A 16,676-nucleotide genomic window follows, 5' to 3' on the forward strand; every position below is an offset into this window, starting at 1 on the left:
ATGCTTAACCAACTCCAAACCGTTCCAAAAGTTATCTTGGCCACACGCTTAACCGCGCTGGTTACATTCGCATTGGGAACGGTTTTGATGTTGTCGTTTTATTATAACCCTGTGGGTGGTGTCATTTACTTATCATTATTTTACATCATCTCCATGTTGTTTTTAAACAGCTATTTTGCAGTGCGATTACTCCAACTCTTTATTGTAGAATCCAATGCCCGTCCCCTAATTTTAAAAACATGGGGAATTCTTTTACTCAATATTCCCGTTGGCTATTTTTATATCCAATGGGGTTTGGAAATCTACCAAAACGCAACTCCTGTTAATTAACCATGGAAACCCATTCCCACATCCATAAACACGAAGTCAAGGGGAAAAATCTGGGGTTGTCCATTATCCTAAATCTTACTATTACCATCGCACAAGCCATTGGCGGATGGCTTTCAGGAAGTTTAGCATTGCTCTCCGATGCGCTTCACAATTTTTCCGACGTACTCACGCTAATCTTCAGTTGGATTGCCCATCGTTTAGCCCATAAAAAAGCAACACAACGCGCTACTTTTGGCTACAAACGGGCCGAACTCATCGCCGCTTTTGTCAATGCGGCTACCCTTATTATCGTTGCAATATTCCTGATTTACGGTTCGATTCACCGTTTTTTCCATCCCGAAAAAGTAGTATCAGAAACCGTAATTTGGCTCGCCTTACTTGGCATTGCTGTCAACGGTATTTCAGCTTTTGCCCTGCAAAAAGATGCCGCCCATAATTTAAATATGAAATCGGCTTACCTGCATTTGTTCACTGATATGATGGCTTCTGTGGCGGTTTTAGCCGGCGGACTCCTCATGAAATTCTTCAATTGGTATTGGGTGGATAGTGTGTTGTCCTTCGGAATTTCGATCTACTTAATCATTGTCGGCGGAAAATTACTGCTCGAATCGACCCAAATGCTCATGCTGTTTACCCCAAAATCCATAGACATAAAATCAGTCACCGCCGATATCGAAGCGATTGCAGGTATAAAAACCGTTCATCATGTGCACGTTTGGAGTCTCAACGATGACGAGCACCACCTCGAAGCGCATATCGATTGTACCCATGATATTTCGATTCAGGCGTTTAACCAACTTTTGGATCAAATCGAACAGCTGCTTTTGGAAAAATATAACATCAATCATTGTACGATTCAGCCTGAGTTTCGCCGCCACGATTCCAAAGAAACCATCGTTCAAGATTAATTTTTGGGCGTATCCCCTCGGAAAAAACTTCAGGGGAACCCTTTGTTTTTCCTCACGGCCGGGCCATTGGGAGTCGCTTCCCTCGTAACCTCGGGAGAGCTCCAACAATCCCGCTGTCCCTTACGCGGCTTCCTGCTCCTTTTCACGTTTGATTTCCCTTCCTATTTTCTTTTTCAAATTCTGTTTTTCCCGTACATTTAGCGTCCTAGAATTAAAGATTACTATGACGTCTATTCAGTTTATACAAAACCAATTACAACTTCCTGCTACCGCAGTCAAAGGGATAGAAGCTACTCTCCAACTCCTTTCCGAGGATTGTACCATTCCCTTTATCGCCCGTTACCGTAAAGACAAAACGGGTAATTTGGATGAGGTCGTGATCGAATCCATTGCCAAACTCAATAAACAGTTTGCCGAAATTTTAAAACGCAAGGAAAGCGTATTGAACTCGATTGAGGAACAAGGACAATTGAGTCCGGACCTCAAAACCAAAATCGAGAACAGTTTCGATCTGCAGGAAATCGAGGATTTGTATTTACCCTATAAAAAGAAGAAAAAAACCAAAGCCGATGTGGCGCGTGAAAACGGTCTCGAACCCTTAGCCAAAATCATCATGTCCCAGAACACGGACGACGTGGAATATTTGGCCTCCAAATACCTCAATAAAAATGTAGTCAACGAAGACGAAGCTTTGCAAGGAGCGCGCGACATTATCGCCGAATGGATCAATGAAAATATCTATGTGCGTAAAAATCTGCGCCGAATGTTTCAACGCAAAGCAAGCATCACCACCAAAGTCGCCAAAGGCAAAGAAAACGAGGAAAATGCACAGAAGTTTTCCCAGTATTTCGATTGGTCCGAACCGATTTCCAAAGCACCTTCTCACCGTTTATTGGCCATGTTGCGCGCCGAAGCCGAAGGTTATATTAAATTCAATGTTGCTATCGAAAAAGAAGAAGCACTGGAATTCATTGAAGAAGCCATCATCAAACGCAATAACGATACAACTCACCATTTGGAATTGGCCATCAAAGACAGTTATAAACGACTGTTGGAACCCGCTATTTCGAATGAAGTGTTGCAAGAAGCCAAATTGAAAGCCGATAGCAAAGCAATTGATGTGTTTTCAGAAAATTTACGTCAGCTCCTTTTAGCGCCACCATTGGGAGAAAAACGAGTCTTGGCAATCGATCCGGGTTTTCGTACCGGTTGTAAAATCGTTTGTTTAGACGAGCAAGGCGACTTGTTGTACAACGAAACCATTTATCCCCATGCGCCGCAAAACGAAACAGCCATGGCGATGAAAAAAGTCAAATCGATGGTCAATGCCTACAACATTGAAGCGATTTCCATCGGTAACGGTACGGCGAGTCGGGAAACCGAATTTTTCATCAAAAAAATTGCATTTGAAAAACCGGTGCAAGTTTTTGTAGTATCCGAAGCCGGTGCTTCGGTATATTCAGCGAGTAAAATCGCCCGGGAAGAATTTCCCAATTACGATGTTACTGTACGGGGTTCGGTATCCATCGGTCGCCGTTTGTGTGATCCATTAGCGGAGTTGGTAAAAATTGATCCCAAGTCGATAGGAGTAGGGCAGTACCAACACGATGTGGACCAAACAAAATTGAAAGAAGAATTGGATAATACGGTCATGCGCTGCGTGAATTCAGTGGGGATCAACATCAATACCGCGAGTAAAGCCTTATTGAGCTATGTGAGCGGCATCGGAGAAAAAATGGCCGAAAACATTGTCAAATTTCGTTCTGAAAATGGGCCTTTTGAAGACCGCAATCAATTAAAAAAAGTACCGCGTTTGGGCGATAAAGCGTTTCAACAAGCAGCAGCTTTTATCCGAATTAAAGACGGTAAAAACCCGTTGGATAATTCAGCTGTGCATCCCGAATCGTACAAAGTTGTGGAGAAAATGGCCAAAGATTTAGGAATTCAAGTGGGCGAACTCATTGCCAATAAACCCAAAATTGCCCAAATCAAACCTGAAAACTACGTGAATGACACGGTCGGAATTTTAGGCGTAAAAGATATTTTAAAAGAATTAGAAAAACCGGGCTTAGATCCGCGAAAAGCCGCGAAAGTCTTTGAATTTGATCCCAATGTAAAATCCATTACCGATTTACGTTCAGGGATGATTTTACCCGGCATTGTCAATAACATCACCGCTTTTGGTTGTTTTGTTGACGTCGGGATAAAGGAAAGTGGCTTGGTTCATATTTCCCAACTCAAAGCAGGTTTTGTTTCCGATGTGAATGAAGTCGTTAAAATGCACCAGCATGTGCAAGTGAAAGTCGTTGAGGTGGACGAAGTCCGAAAACGCATTCAACTCACCATGGTATTATAATAAAAAAACCCGAACTCTTTTGAATTCGGGTTTTTTGTTTTCGTCGCAAGTGTGCTAATGGTTGTTTTTGTTAGGATTCGTTGTATGAGACAATCCGCGTGGCAAATAATGATTTCTTTTTCATAGCAATCTTTTTTAAGATGCGTAACGTTGAAAAAGGTTGCGTGTTAATTTCAAAAAAAATCACCGCAAAAATAGCGGTGATTCTAATGTTTTAAAATTCAGCGGATTGATTAGCGTTTTTCTTCCTCCTGCATACGTTTTAAATACCCTGATTTTTTTCCCATAAAATAGCCAATGATAAAACTGACAATAATTGGAGCGACAAAAAGGATAAATAAAAGAATAATTTCAGTAGGTCCCACGCGTTCCATAGGCTAGTATTTTAATTATTTTGCTTCCTCTTTGGAATCTTCTTTCGCTTTGTCTTCTCCTTTAGCAGCGTCTTTAAATTCTTTAACACCCGCTCCTAAACCTTTCATTAATTCTGGAATTTTTTTACCTCCAAATAAAAGTAAAACAACGACTAAAATGACGATCCATTCGGTTGGTCCCATTCTTCCCATAGTATTGATATTTTGTGCTTTCGCAGTTTTTTAATTCTAATAAGGTAACAAAGGTAAATAAAAAAAGTAACGGGTTGTGTTTTAAGGATAAGATTTCACGTTAAAGTTCGTTAATCCCTTACCGTTATCTCCCGTCACATTTGTTATATTTGTGAAATTAATCGCGATTTATGTCGGCTAAAAAACTCAAGAAAAAAGAACGTCTCAAGAAACATTTGTTTACCAAAAACAGATTGGTCATTTTGAACGACGAAACCTTCGAAGAACTTTTTTCATTACGACTCACCTTAATGAATGTTTTTGTGGTGGCAGGAGTAGGAGCCATTCTTATCATCTTTGTAACCACTTTCATCATTGCGTTTACACCACTTCGCGAATACATTCCGGGTTATCCTTCAACCGAGTTAAAGCGGAATGCCACAGAATTAGCACTGAAATCCGATTCATTGGAGTTTGCCATCAAAAAAAATGAAGCGTATTTGCAATCGATTCAAAAGGTATTGAATGGGAATTTAGAATATGCCAAAGTCAACAAAGATTCGATATTAGCTATTGCTGTCGACACTTTACCCGATTTACAATTGACGCCAAGTGAGAAGGAATTGGAATTGCGGAAGGAAGTTGAATCGGAGGAAAAATTGGCAAAAGAGAAAACGAATAAAAAAGGCAAAAAATAATGTCATTAAAGTCCCTAGCAGCAAAAATTTTTGCCCATAAAATTCATAATGACACTCAGAAATGGGCGCAACGGCCCGTGGAAACCCAACAAAAGGTGTTTCGTGATTTGATTCGCCAAGCTCAAACTACCGCTTTTGGAAAAGACCATCATTTTGATCAAATACACTCCCATGCCGATTTTGTAAAACACGTTCCCATTCGGGATTATGAACAATTAAAATCGTATGTAGACCGCGTTGTTCAAGGAGAAGAAAATGTACTATGGAAAGGAAAACCCTTGTATTTTGCCAAAACATCGGGGACAACATCGGGTGCAAAATATATTCCCTTAACCAAAGAATCCATGCCGTTTCATATTCAAGCGGCGCGAAATGCGATTCTCAGTTATATCCACGAAACAGGGAATGCCGATTTTGTCGATGGAAAAATGATTTTCCTGCAAGGGAGTCCGAAGCTCGAAATGAAAAACGGTATTCAGTTGGGCCGACTTTCAGGAATCGTGGCTCATTATGTTCCAAACTATTTGCAACGCAACCGCTTACCCAGTTGGGAAACCAACTGCATTGACGATTGGGAGACCAAAGTGGATGCCATTGTTCAAGAGACCATTACTCAGAATATGAGTGTGATTTCAGGGATTCCAAGTTGGGTGCAAATGTATTTTGAAAAATTAGTCCAAACCGCCGGTAAACCTGTAGGGGAGTTGTTTCCCAACTTTAATTTATTCATTTATGGCGGTGTGAACTATGAACCCTATCGCGCCAAATTTGAACAGTTAATGGGGCGAAAAGTTGATGCGATCGAACTCTTTCCCGCTTCGGAAGGGTTTTTTGCGTATCAAGATTCCCAAAAAGAAAAAGGCATGTTGTTGCTCTTGAATTCGGGTATCTTTTATGAATTTGTCAAAGCGGATGAATTTTTTAACGCAAATCCAAGAAGGTATACCATCGGCGAAGTGGAGTTGGGTATCAATTATGTGATGTTGCTTTCGACCAATGCGGGTTTGTGGTGTTATAATATTGGGGATACTGTTCAATTCACCAGTTTGTCGCCGTATCGTGTCATTGTTTCGGGTCGTATCAAACATTTTATTTCGGCTTTTGGCGAACATGTAATTGGTAAAGAAGTAGAGGAAGCCTTGCGCCAATCGGTGGAAGGAACGACTGTTCGAATCAACGAATTTACAGTAGCTCCCCAAATCACTCCTAAAGAAGGATTGCCGTATCATGAATGGTTGATTGAATTTGAAAATGCTCCCGAGGATTTGAATGCTTTCGCTTTAAAAATCGACCAAGCCATGCGCCAACAAAATGTGTATTATGACGATTTGATTACCGGAAATGTACTCCGAACCGTTGTGATTACTCCTGTTGTATCCAATGGTTTTCAAACCTATATGAAGTCCATCGGGAAATTGGGTGGACAAAATAAATTACCCCGATTAGCCAACGACCGTACTATTGCGGATCAATTGCCCCTACTATGAAAAAGCTCCTATTTATCCTCCTATTGCCACTATTTGCGGCAGCACAAATCAAAGGAATTGTCAAAGATAGTTTGACCAATCAACCCATTCCGTATGTTAATATTTGGGTTGAAGGCGAACAAATCAGCGGAACGACTGAAGACAACGGGACTTTTCAATTGCCACAAACCGGAAAGGGAACTTTTTTAGTTTTTACATCGGTAGGTTATGTAAAAAAACGCGTTCCTTTTGCAGAAGCCGCTACCGTTCACTTACAACCGGACGAGTATATTTTGCAAGAAGTGACCATTTCTGGCCAAAAGAGCACCAAAGAATTGGAAATCGGAATTCGGAAAAACACAGCTTATCAAGCGTTTGATAACGGACCTAAAATTGAAACGAAGTTTTTCCCTTATTTAGATGCTTATAAAAAAACGAAATACATCAAGAAAGTCAGGATTCAAACCGACAGTAAATTGGATTCCGCTTTGGTGAAATTGCATTTTTATACAGTCGATGAAAACGGATATCCCGGCAAAGAGTTGTTGAAAAAAGATTTGATTATTGCGGTAAAAAATGGAGTTACCAATATGAAAGTGGATATATCCGATTACCATTTGGTGATGCCGAAATCGGGAGTATTTGTAGGGTATGAAAAATTATTGATTGAACGGAATAAGATTGAAAAAAATATAACCGATCCGAATTCAGGGAATACGAGAGTGCAACGTACCTATTTTCCATTCATTTTGTATTGTTTTGTAGAAAGTGAAGCACAATTTGTGTATTCGGGTGGAAAATGGGTGAAAAAAACGCCCGCCAGTGAAGGTTCAGATAATCAAAAGATAACAGTTTTTGAACCGGCAATTAACCTGATTTTATCGAACTAACGCCAAAATCACTACCTTTGCGGGTTAGTAAAAATATTTTAATGAAAGAAATTAAAAACATTTCGCGCTCCAGAGCGCAAGAGTCCTCGGCAGCTATCGAGCGACTGTACATTACAATGCGTCATTTATTCAACCGTGGTTTTTACAAACCGATGGGTGTTTCCGGCGACACATTACGAGAAGCTTTATTACAGCTTCGCCCCGAAATTTACGGCAGTATTGCCGATGAGAAAGTAGAATTAAACGGTCTACTTTATGTGATTGAACGTTTACCTATTGGTATTGAAGAGTGTCGTTACATCAACTTAACTTCGGATGAAGGCTATTCTAAATCCCATTTTAAACCAATTATTCCACCTAAGCGTCGTCGCAATTGTTACCGCATTGATGACGAACAGATGAATGTGGAAATCACCCGTGGACGTTCGGATATCTATGACATTTTAACCCATTTGACATTTATTTTCATCGAATCGCACAAGATTAAAGATCGCGTGTTGTTGGATGATATTGAAGTAGAAGTTACGCGGGATTGGCAAAAAATCGAACAAGTTGTTTTACAAGGCAAAAAATTGACCCAAATTGAAAAAGAAGTGGCAATTTCTCATGCCGCCAATGTTTTGGGACGTAGTTTTTCAGAAGTGCTTGATATTTATGATGCGTTTGCGATTCCAGAAAAACCAGATCGTTTTATCCATGTGATTTATTGGTTAGGAAAATTAGCCATTGAAGAAATTGTAGACAACAATAAACGTACGATTACATTCAGTCCAATACTAAGAGAGCGTTTAGGACACCATATCCACGGAGAGATTTGGGCCAATACGATCAAACGTACTTTGGATGAAAACGGGTTAATTACTCGTCCGATTCACATTATTAGTGCGAATATGCACAGTGTGATGAATTCCATTTATGCACAATGTGTTTTAGGTGCAAAATACAAAGACAAATCCGAATATGCGATTTATGAAGACTTGAGTGCTTCTGAAAATAAGGAATTGCGCAAGAAAGTGGAAGAATATGCCTTGAAAAACGGGATGATTTCAATGCCCGACACCTCAGGAACCAATATTGATGTACAGTTGTTTGATACGGCAAAAATCGATTGGAAAAAATCCAATTTCCCCAAAGCGAAGATGCAAGGCGAAGCACCTGTAATTATTGTGATGGATTATGCGTTTGGAGAGCAAGCATTTGAAACGATAGACGAACTTTTGAAACCCTATAAAACTTCAGGAAAAGAGAAGGTTTTACTTAATGTAGAATCGGTTTCTATCATGGGTAAAGCGGGGATTCTTGAGGGAGGAAAAGGCGATATTATGATTCCGAATGCCCACATCAACGAGGGAACAGCGGACAACTATCCTTTTGACAACGAATTGACTAAAGAATTGTTTGAAGGTCACGGCATTCCTGTTTACGCAGGTCCGATGATTACAGTACTCGGAACGTCATTACAGAATAAAGATTTGTTGAAATTTTTCCACGAATCCACTTGGGGTGCTATTGGATTGGAAATGGAAGGCGCTTATTATCAAAAAGCCATTCAATCGGCTTCGCGCATTCGTAAAAGCATCAATCCTAATGTAAAAGTTCGCTATGCGTATTATGCATCTGATAATCCTTTAGAGACAGGAAGCACGCTAGCATCAGGAGGATTAGGTACTACAGGTGTTAAACCTACTTATTTGATTACGATAAAAATTTTAGAACAATTATTTAACCTATAATAGCATGAGTACAACTCCACAGTCTACTGGCGAAAAAGAGATTGATTTGTTTGAGATGAAAGATAATTTTGGAAGTCTAACTTCTGGGATTACAAAAAGAGCCGTTCAATTCATTTCGTTTTTTATCAATAATCGAAAAAAAATAATCCTGTTTTTTGTCATAGGTATTGTCTTGGGTACAGGCGCTGATTATATAACGAAATCCTATACTACACAAGTAATCGTTACCCCAAATTTTGGAAGTAATGATTATTTGTATTCCAAAGTTGATTTAATCAATTCTAAAATTATTCAAGGGGATACTGTTTTTTTGAAAAATGTAGTGGGTATTAAAGAGCCTAAGAAAGTGGCTGAAGTAACTGTAAAACCGATTACCGACATCTATCGTTTTATTGAAAATCGCCCCGATAATTTTGAATTGATTCGGTTAATGTCTGAGGATGCTGACATTAAGAAAATTATTGAAGATAAAGTGACGAGTAAGAATTACCCGATCCATGAAATTTTAATTGTTACCGCAAAACCTACAACCAAAGATAAAGTGGTTACCCCGATTTTGAATTTTGTAAATCAATCGGATTATTTCAAAAGACTTCAAGTGATAAACATTCAGAATGTTAAAAATAAAATCAAAGCCAATGATTTGATAATCAAGCAGATTGACGGGGTTCTTAATAGTTTTTCAAATGGAGTTAATGGAAATCAAAAAAGTGACAAGCTCGTTTATTTTAATGAAAACACACAATTAAATGATATTATTAAATCAAAGAATGATTTGGTAATTGAGCAAGGAAATCATAAAATTGTATTAGTAAACTACGAAAAAATTATCAAAGAGATCAACACTTCTCTGAACTTAAAAAACACAAGTGGTTTAAGCGGCAAATTAAAGTTGGTATTCCCATTTTTATTTGTGTTAATTTTCACCACCTTCCGCTTTTTCAAGAAGATTTATAAACTTCAAGCTAAAAAATAATGAAAGGCATCATACTTGCCGGAGGTTCTGGCACACGATTACACCCGTTGACATTAGCTGTTTCAAAACAGTTAATGCCCATTTATGATAAACCGATGATTTATTATCCGTTATCTACTTTGATGTGGTCGGGAATTCGTGAAATACTTATTATTTCAACACCACATGATTTACCATTATTCCAGCAACTGTTGGGGGATGGTTCTCGTTTAGGGTGTCGATTTGAATATGCGGTTCAAGAACATCCCAACGGTTTGGCAGAAGCTTTCATTATTGGTAAAGAATTTGTCGGAAATGACAAAGTAGCTTTGATTTTGGGCGACAATATCTTTTATGGGACAGGATTAGCTGAGTTATTGCAAACCAATAATGATCCTGAAGGAGGTATTATTTATGCGTATCATGTTCAAGATCCAGAGCGTTACGGTGTGGTTGATTTTGATAAAGAGGGAAATGTACTTTCAATTGAGGAAAAACCAGAACATCCTAAATCCAATTATGCCGTACCGGGAATTTATTTCTATGATAATTCGGTGCTGGATATCGCTGCCAACATTCAACCGAGTCCACGTGGTGAATTAGAAATTACCGATGTCAATAAAGAATATTTAAAACAAGGCAGATTAAAAGTGAGCATTCTTGACCGAGGAACGGCTTGGTTAGATACAGGAACATTTCCGTCGTTAATGCAAGCGGGTCAATTTGTTCAGGTGATCGAAGAACGCCAAGGTTTAAAAATTGGCGCCATTGAAGAAGCGGCTTTTAAAATGGGTTATATCGATGCTCATCAATTGGAAACCATCGCTCAACCGCTATTGAAGAGTGGTTATGGCGTTCATTTGATGTCACTTTTAGAACGATAATATGGAGTGTATTCAAACGGAATTAGAAGGCGCTTTTATCCTTGATCCAAAAATAATTCGGGATGAACGGGGTTATTTTATGGAAAGTTTTAACGAACAAACCTTTGAAAGAATTACAGGTCAACACGTACATTTTGTACAAGACAATCAATCCTATTCTTCCAAAGGAGTATTGAGAGGGTTACATTACCAATGCGGTGAACATGCTCAAGCTAAACTCGTACGCGTATTGCAAGGCGAAGTTTGGGATGTCGCCGTCGATATTCGCCCGGATTCACCTACGTTTGGCAAACATGTTGGCGTCTTATTAAGTGGAGAAAACCAAAAGCAATTTTTTATTCCTCGCGGATTTGCCCATGGATTTATAGTACTCAGTGATACCGCTACTTTTTTCTATAAATGTGATAATTATTACAACAAAGAAAGCGAAGGAGGAATTATTTATAATGATGCTGAAATCGGAATCGATTGGCAAATGGGAAAAGATACTTTAATTATCTCTGATAAAGACAAAGCTTTGCCTGATTTTAAAAACGCACGTAACGTATGGTAATAGTAGTCACTGGAGCTGCGGGTCAGTTGGGTCAATCGTTGCAGCATGTGGCTCAAAAATTCACCGATATTGAATGGGTGTTTTGCGATTCTGCCACCCTTGATATTACCGATGCGTCTTCAACACAAGAATTATTTTTACAGAAAAAACCGAATTACTGCATCAATGCTGCGGCATATACCGCTGTAGATAAAGCCGAATCTGAACCAGAGAAAGCGTATTTAATTAATGCTATGGGTCCGGAAAATTTGGCTAAAATTTGTGCTGAGATTGGGACCATTTTAGTTCATATATCTACCGATTTTGTTTTTGACGGCACCCAAACGACACCCTATGCAGAAACAGCTCCTACGGCTCCACTTGGCGTTTACGGCGCGAGTAAATTAGCCGGGGAATTGGCAATTCAACAGCATGGAAACGCTTATTATATTATTCGAACTTCCTGGGTTTATTCTCCCTTTGGGAATAATTTTATGAAGACGATGTTGCGATTAGCTGCGGAACGCGACAGTTTGTCCATTGTAAATGATCAAATTGGAACACCAACTAACGCCTTAGATTTAGCGGCTGTGTTGATTGAATTAATTCAAAAAGACAGTGCTATGGAGGTTCATCCTTATGGGATTTATCACTATAGCAATGAAGGGCAATGCAGTTGGTATGATTTTGCCAAAGCCATTTTTGAAAAAAATTCAACAGCTATTTCTGTTCAACCTATAACTACCGATCAATTTCCTACACCAGCAAAACGTCCCGCCTACAGTGTAATGGATAAGGCAAAAATTAAAAAGAATTTTAACATTGCGATTTTAGATTGGAAGGAAAGTTTGTTTAGTATAGAATCAAATTCTTAAAATTTTTGTTCTATTCTTTTTCTAATTTTCTAATAGTTATATTTACATTTTTAATAGTATTAATTGCCATTGCATATCTTTTTTAAATGGATTTATCTGAATTTTCAAGGCTGGAAGACAAAGCCAACTACCAAAGACACCCGTGGGAAACATCAAGAAAGAATGTGCTCCATACCTTTTTAAAACAATCCAAAATATCTTTTCCAGTGGACAGAATTGTTGATATTGGTAGTGGTGATGCCTATGTTATTCATACGTTGGTAGATAAGAATTTGTCGAAAGAATATTTTGCAATTGATATTGAATATACACCTGATGTCATTCAACAATTGAAAAGTAACAATAACAACAGTGCTGTTAACTACTACAAAACAATTCAAGAATTCAACGAAACAGAACAAAAAGAGGACAACACCTTGTATTTGTGCATGGATGTCTTGGAACATCTTGAAGATGAGAAAGTCATTTTAGATCATTTACACTCAAGAAACAGAAAAGCCCATTATTTTTTTGCTGTACCAGCCTTTCAGTCGGTTTTTTCAAGTCATGATGTTCTTTTAGGGCATTACAGACGCTATACGTTACCTCAGTTGAAAAAGGTTTTGGAGTCCAATGGTTTTACAATATTGGACGAAGGTTATTATTTTTTCACCCTATTGATATTTAGAAATCTCGATAAGTTGTTGAAAAAAGATAAAAAAGAATCCATCGACAATTGGGGTGCCGGGAAATTCAAAACAGGATTGATAAATGCAATGCTATCTATTGATTTTCGTATTACCTTACTCATGAAAAAAATAGGAATTAAGATTCCGGGTCTTTCTTGTTATTGTTTATGTGTAAAATAGCCATTTTAATTCCGTGTTATAACGAAGAATTGCGATTAGATTTGCAGTCGGTTGATACATTAATAGATCATTCTGACCTGCAAATATATTTCGTAAATGATGGCAGTACAGATAAAACGGTTGAAGTAATTTCTAAAATTATAGCGCAATATCCAACCCGATGTACATTGCTTGATTACTCAAAAAATTCGGGCAAAGCCAATGCCGTTTATACTGCAATTAATGCGATTAATAATCAAAATAGTTACGATTATATTGGCTACTTTGATGCTGATTTTTCAACACCGGCAACAGAGATTATTCGTCTCAAAGAGGAAGTAAAACAACTTCAACCGTCATTACTTATCGGTTCAAGAATATTGTTACTCAATTCCGGAATTAAAAGAAAGTTTTACCGACATATTATTGGGCGAGTCATTGTTACGTTGATCAATTTTAAATTCAAATTAGGTATTTACGATACCCAATGTGGGGCCAAGTTTTTCAGTTCCAAAATCATTTCAGAAGGGTTTGATACACCCTTTAATACTTCATGGCTTTTTGATGTTGAATTGTTTATCCGACTGAAAAAAAAGGGACTTTTAGAACATGGAAGGGAAGTGCCCATTTTTAATTGGAGAGATGTTGAAGGCTCTAAACTGACTTGGAAATCTGTATTTAAAATAGTAAGAGAGTTAACCCTGCTTTTTCGAAAATATTAATCCTATGAATTTAAATTCAAAAATAGTTACCACGTTATTTCTCACATTTGTATCGATCCTTTTATTTGCGTTGGTTTTCGGTATTAAAGCTTTAAATCCTACAGAGATAGCTTGGTTAATGGATGTTCATCACGATTGGGGAACGCATTATTTGGGCTGGGCTTTTTATCGTGGAGATGAATGGAGTTTCCCTTTAGGAACTATTCATAGTTATAATTATCCAGTAGGAACAAATGTTGGATTTACTGATTCTATTCCGCTTTTAGCGATTCCTTTCAAATTGTTTGCGAGTCTATTGCCAGAGGAATTTCAGTACTTTGGAATTTGGTTGCTCGCTTGCTTTTATTTGAATGGGTATTTTACAATTAAGATATTGGACAACTATAAAATTGATCGAAAGTATTCCTTTTTTATAGCCGTTTTAATGATATGTAGTCCAATTTTGATTTTCAGAAGCTTACACCCTGCATTGTGTGCGCACTGGTTATTACTGGCTTCTATTTATTATTATGGAAAAAAATCGACTCCGAGTAATGTATTTCAAATAAACAGAAATCAAATAATTATCCTGGTATTAAGTGGTTTTATTAACCCCTACTTGACAGCTATGGTTATTGGATTTAATGTAATTTTACCTTTAAAACAGGTTTTTATTGATAAATCAATTCCTTTAAAAAAAGGGATAATATTTCCAATAGCCGCTTTTTTATTACTGATCATTTCCTGGATATTTATTGGATTAATCAATTTTAATCAATCAGCAAATTTAGCCTCTGTTGATGATTATAATAATTATAGTTTGAATCTTAATGCATTGTATAATGGTAGAGGATTTTCAGCCTTTTTTCCTGACCTACCCATCTATAATCCCATGCAATACGAAGGATTTGCCTATTTAGGTATGGGAGTGATGGTTTTAATTGGACTTGGACTATTTACTCTATTCTTCTTTAAAATGAGTATTAGAAATGTATTAAAAACCTATTCTTTCCTTTTAATTCTTGGTTTCGGAATGGTTTTATTTGCCTTAACCAACAAAGTTTCATACGGAAATAAAATAATATTTGATTTTACCATTTCAGGATACTATGAGCTTTTATACCAGACATTTAGAGCTTCTGGTCGTTTTGTATGGCCGATGTATTATGTAGTGATAATTAGTTTTTCAATACTATTTATCAAGTCAAGATTCAACACCACTTTTAAAATGGTGTTATTAGGAATTATTGTCTGTATCCAGTTATATGATATAAAAACCTTAATAACCTATAGAAATTTAAAGTTTGGTTCGTATGACACTCCTTTAAACGATGAACTCTGGGGTAATATTTTTAAATCCTTTGATGGAACCATCGTTTATCCTCCTTTTAATTATAACTACAGTCAGACCTACCCAATGGATTACCAAGACCTTTGTTACTTATCTTTAAAAGAGCGAAAACCAATTTCAAATGCCTATGTTGCTCGTACCGATGTCGCCAAAACCGAATCGTTTAAGATGAATTTGGAAGGGCAACTCAGTAGTGGCACGATTGAGGATAAACAATTATTCATTACAACGAAACCTAATATTGTAGCTTTTGGCCAGTTATTACATGACAAAAAAGTGCGAATTAAAAAAATAGATGGATTCTATATTGTTTACGGAACGTCACAAGATAACGCATTAAAAAATGTTATAAACTTTTCTGAACAAGACAATAAATTCCAAGATTCATTGTATCAGCTTTACCAAAAAACAATAAAAGATGAGTTGGTTCAACTCAATGAAAAATTGACTGACAATGGACAAGTCAAGTTTAATTTAGATAGTTATAATGTGTCTAATTCCATGATCCAAGTTCGAGGTTGGGCAATGGAAAACGAAGCAAAAGATACCCAGAAGGATTCTGTTTTTATGGTATTAAGCAATGCGAAAACTAATTATCTTTTTTATGTAAAAAAAGAGGACAGAGGGGATTTAGTTACAGCATTCCACAACGAGAAGTTAATTGGGTCGGGTTTTAACGGCTCCATTAATTATAACAAAGTCCCGAAAGGGAACTTTCAATTAGGCGTATTAATCAAAAAACCGTCCCAAACGAAGTATTATGTAAAAACCGATAAAACCATTCAAAATTGAAATTTAGAATAGACTATCATACTTTAAAAAAATAATTACATTTGCAAAAAAAATTAACAATGAAAGCAAAACATTTCTTAGCTATTGCGTTATTAGGATTTACAGTTTTATCTTGTAAAAATGAGGAATCAAAATCGGAAGAATCCGTTCAAGAAGTTGTAAGTAATCGTTTTAAAATCACGTTGAATGCTACTGTTAAAAAAGACGATGATTTCCAAGTATATTACAAAGATGTAAATGATCCTAGCGTACCATTTTCTGAAGATAAATCGATATATGTTGCTGTAAAAGGAAGTGAAACACCTCAAGATATTGTTTTTGAATTGCCTGAAGGAGCAAAACCATTGACTTTACGAATGGATTTTGGATTGAAAAAAGATTTGGGTGACATCACCGTAAATCGTTTCTCAGTAGAATACAAAGGAAAAAGAATCGATGCGGCGGGACCGACTTTCTTTGATTATTTCCGCCCGGATGATTCTTTTGTTAAGGTTGATAAAGCAACTTCAAAAATAAGTCCGATTGTCGCAAAAGATGGAAACTATGACCCAATGATGTTTTCTGTAGAAAGCTTTGACCAACAATTGGCACAATTAGTAAAATAAGAATTTGTCACTTAAATAATAAGCCATAATCTATCCCAGATTATGGCTTTTTTATAAATAGTAACAACATATCGCTTTCCTCAGTCATTAGAATTTAAAGGAAAGAAATGCACACAATGTACATTCTGTTAAAGAAACAGAAACCGTATTATTACAAGCCCAGTAGTTATGAAAAATAACGTAATTTAGCCACCTGAGGGTGGTTTTTTTATAATGACTCCCTATGGG

The 16,676-nt window shown here is 37.2% G+C and carries 17 protein-coding genes; 15 read left to right on the forward strand and 2 right to left on the reverse strand.

The window, feature by feature from the left end; all coding sequences use genetic code 11:
• The 3 genes from EQG61_RS02515 to EQG61_RS02525 all read left to right on the forward strand — a co-directional run bounded on the left by EQG61_RS02515 (position 1) and on the right by EQG61_RS02525 (position 3,594).
• Complete coding sequence (locus EQG61_RS02515) at positions 1-330, forward strand: hypothetical protein (RefSeq protein ID WP_129460312.1); 330 nt, start codon at positions 1-3, stop codon at positions 328-330.
• A gap of 2 nt (positions 331-332) precedes the next feature.
• Positions 333-1,238 (forward strand): cation diffusion facilitator family transporter, encoded by a 906-nt coding sequence (locus EQG61_RS02520; RefSeq protein WP_129460313.1) that lies wholly within the window; start codon positions 333-335, stop codon positions 1,236-1,238.
• 223 nt (positions 1,239-1,461) lie between these two features.
• On the forward strand, positions 1,462-3,594 hold the full coding sequence (locus EQG61_RS02525; RefSeq protein ID WP_129460314.1) for a Tex family protein: 2,133 nt from the start codon (positions 1,462-1,464) through the stop codon (positions 3,592-3,594).
• Positions 3,595-3,827: 233 nt separating this feature from the next.
• Here EQG61_RS02525 and EQG61_RS13740 read toward each other — a convergent pair whose 3' ends face one another.
• Positions 3,828-3,968 (reverse strand): hypothetical protein, encoded by a 141-nt coding sequence (locus tag EQG61_RS13740; protein WP_164974873.1) that lies wholly within the window; start codon positions 3,966-3,968, stop codon positions 3,828-3,830.
• Between the two features lie 15 nt (positions 3,969-3,983).
• Positions 3,984-4,160: a twin-arginine translocase TatA/TatE family subunit gene (tatA, locus tag EQG61_RS02530; protein WP_129460315.1), complete on the reverse strand. Its 177-nt coding sequence runs from the start codon at positions 4,158-4,160 to the stop codon at positions 3,984-3,986.
• Between the two features lie 170 nt (positions 4,161-4,330).
• Between tatA and EQG61_RS02535 the strand changes: the two genes are divergently transcribed.
• The 12 genes from EQG61_RS02535 to EQG61_RS02590 all read left to right on the forward strand — a co-directional run bounded on the left by EQG61_RS02535 (position 4,331) and on the right by EQG61_RS02590 (position 16,448).
• The gene (locus tag EQG61_RS02535; protein ID WP_129460316.1) at positions 4,331-4,837 is read left to right on the forward strand and encodes a peptidase; all 507 of its coding nucleotides are present in this window, start codon (positions 4,331-4,333) and stop codon (positions 4,835-4,837) included.
• Positions 4,837-6,324, forward strand: coding sequence for a GH3 family domain-containing protein (locus tag EQG61_RS02540; protein ID WP_129460317.1), 1,488 nt, complete (start codon positions 4,837-4,839; stop codon positions 6,322-6,324). Before EQG61_RS02535 ends, EQG61_RS02540 begins: the two co-directional genes overlap by 1 nt.
• The gene (locus EQG61_RS02545; RefSeq protein ID WP_129460318.1) at positions 6,321-7,193 is read left to right on the forward strand and encodes a carboxypeptidase-like regulatory domain-containing protein; all 873 of its coding nucleotides are present in this window, start codon (positions 6,321-6,323) and stop codon (positions 7,191-7,193) included. Before EQG61_RS02540 ends, EQG61_RS02545 begins: the two co-directional genes overlap by 4 nt.
• 41 nt (positions 7,194-7,234) lie before the next feature.
• Positions 7,235-8,926 (forward strand): DUF6909 family protein, encoded by a 1,692-nt coding sequence (locus tag EQG61_RS02550; protein WP_129460319.1) that lies wholly within the window; start codon positions 7,235-7,237, stop codon positions 8,924-8,926.
• A gap of 4 nt (positions 8,927-8,930) precedes the next feature.
• Positions 8,931-9,902: a hypothetical protein gene (locus tag EQG61_RS02555; RefSeq protein WP_129460320.1), complete on the forward strand. Its 972-nt coding sequence runs from the start codon at positions 8,931-8,933 to the stop codon at positions 9,900-9,902.
• A complete protein-coding gene (gene rfbA, locus EQG61_RS02560) occupies positions 9,902-10,765 on the forward strand; it encodes a glucose-1-phosphate thymidylyltransferase RfbA (protein WP_129460321.1) in 864 nt (287 codons plus the stop codon). Before EQG61_RS02555 ends, rfbA begins: the two co-directional genes overlap by 1 nt.
• Before the next feature lies 1 nt (position 10,766).
• A complete protein-coding gene (gene rfbC / locus EQG61_RS02565) occupies positions 10,767-11,318 on the forward strand; it encodes a dTDP-4-dehydrorhamnose 3,5-epimerase (protein ID WP_129460322.1) in 552 nt (183 codons plus the stop codon).
• Positions 11,312-12,172 (forward strand): dTDP-4-dehydrorhamnose reductase, encoded by an 861-nt coding sequence (gene rfbD / locus EQG61_RS02570; protein WP_129460323.1) that lies wholly within the window; start codon positions 11,312-11,314, stop codon positions 12,170-12,172. The genes rfbC and rfbD overlap by 7 nt, the downstream gene beginning before the upstream one ends.
• A gap of 86 nt (positions 12,173-12,258) precedes the next feature.
• Positions 12,259-13,020: a class I SAM-dependent methyltransferase gene (locus EQG61_RS02575; RefSeq protein WP_129460324.1), complete on the forward strand. Its 762-nt coding sequence runs from the start codon at positions 12,259-12,261 to the stop codon at positions 13,018-13,020.
• The gene (locus EQG61_RS02580) at positions 13,008-13,721 is read left to right on the forward strand and encodes a glycosyltransferase (RefSeq protein ID WP_129460325.1); all 714 of its coding nucleotides are present in this window, start codon (positions 13,008-13,010) and stop codon (positions 13,719-13,721) included. Before EQG61_RS02575 ends, EQG61_RS02580 begins: the two co-directional genes overlap by 13 nt.
• 4 nt (positions 13,722-13,725) lie before the next feature.
• Positions 13,726-15,843, forward strand: a complete 2,118-nt coding sequence (locus tag EQG61_RS02585) for a DUF6311 domain-containing protein (RefSeq protein WP_129460326.1) — start codon at positions 13,726-13,728, stop codon at positions 15,841-15,843.
• 59 nt (positions 15,844-15,902) lie between these two features.
• Positions 15,903-16,448 carry a hypothetical protein gene (locus EQG61_RS02590; protein WP_129460327.1) on the forward strand — a complete coding sequence of 182 codons (546 nt, stop codon included), beginning with the start codon at positions 15,903-15,905 and terminating at the stop codon, positions 16,446-16,448.
• The last annotated feature ends 228 nt before the right edge of the window (positions 16,449-16,676 follow it).

It is taken from the genome of Flavobacterium stagni, assembly GCF_004122105.1.
GTDB classification, from domain to species: Bacteria; Bacteroidota; Bacteroidia; order Flavobacteriales; family Flavobacteriaceae; genus Flavobacterium; species Flavobacterium stagni.

Coding starts and splice junctions, on each gene's coding strand:
- EQG61_RS02515 (WP_129460312.1), top strand. CDS start 1: ATGCTTAACCAACTCCAAACCGTTCCAAAAGTTATCTTGGCCACACGC.
- EQG61_RS02520 (WP_129460313.1), top strand. CDS start 333: ATGGAAACCCATTCCCACATCCATAAACACGAAGTCAAGGGGAAAAAT.
- EQG61_RS02525 (WP_129460314.1), top strand. CDS start 1,462: ATGACGTCTATTCAGTTTATACAAAACCAATTACAACTTCCTGCTACC.
- EQG61_RS13740 (WP_164974873.1), bottom strand. CDS start 3,968: ATGGAACGCGTGGGACCTACTGAAATTATTCTTTTATTTATCCTTTTT.
- tatA (WP_129460315.1), bottom strand. CDS start 4,160: ATGGGAAGAATGGGACCAACCGAATGGATCGTCATTTTAGTCGTTGTT.
- EQG61_RS02535 (WP_129460316.1), top strand. CDS start 4,331: ATGTCGGCTAAAAAACTCAAGAAAAAAGAACGTCTCAAGAAACATTTG.
- EQG61_RS02540 (WP_129460317.1), top strand. CDS start 4,837: ATGTCATTAAAGTCCCTAGCAGCAAAAATTTTTGCCCATAAAATTCAT.
- EQG61_RS02545 (WP_129460318.1), top strand. CDS start 6,321: ATGAAAAAGCTCCTATTTATCCTCCTATTGCCACTATTTGCGGCAGCA.
- EQG61_RS02550 (WP_129460319.1), top strand. CDS start 7,235: ATGAAAGAAATTAAAAACATTTCGCGCTCCAGAGCGCAAGAGTCCTCG.
- EQG61_RS02555 (WP_129460320.1), top strand. CDS start 8,931: ATGAGTACAACTCCACAGTCTACTGGCGAAAAAGAGATTGATTTGTTT.
- rfbA (WP_129460321.1), top strand. CDS start 9,902: ATGAAAGGCATCATACTTGCCGGAGGTTCTGGCACACGATTACACCCG.
- rfbC (WP_129460322.1), top strand. CDS start 10,767: ATGGAGTGTATTCAAACGGAATTAGAAGGCGCTTTTATCCTTGATCCA.
- rfbD (WP_129460323.1), top strand. CDS start 11,312: ATGGTAATAGTAGTCACTGGAGCTGCGGGTCAGTTGGGTCAATCGTTG.
- EQG61_RS02575 (WP_129460324.1), top strand. CDS start 12,259: ATGGATTTATCTGAATTTTCAAGGCTGGAAGACAAAGCCAACTACCAA.
- EQG61_RS02580 (WP_129460325.1), top strand. CDS start 13,008: ATGTGTAAAATAGCCATTTTAATTCCGTGTTATAACGAAGAATTGCGA.
- EQG61_RS02585 (WP_129460326.1), top strand. CDS start 13,726: ATGAATTTAAATTCAAAAATAGTTACCACGTTATTTCTCACATTTGTA.
- EQG61_RS02590 (WP_129460327.1), top strand. CDS start 15,903: ATGAAAGCAAAACATTTCTTAGCTATTGCGTTATTAGGATTTACAGTT.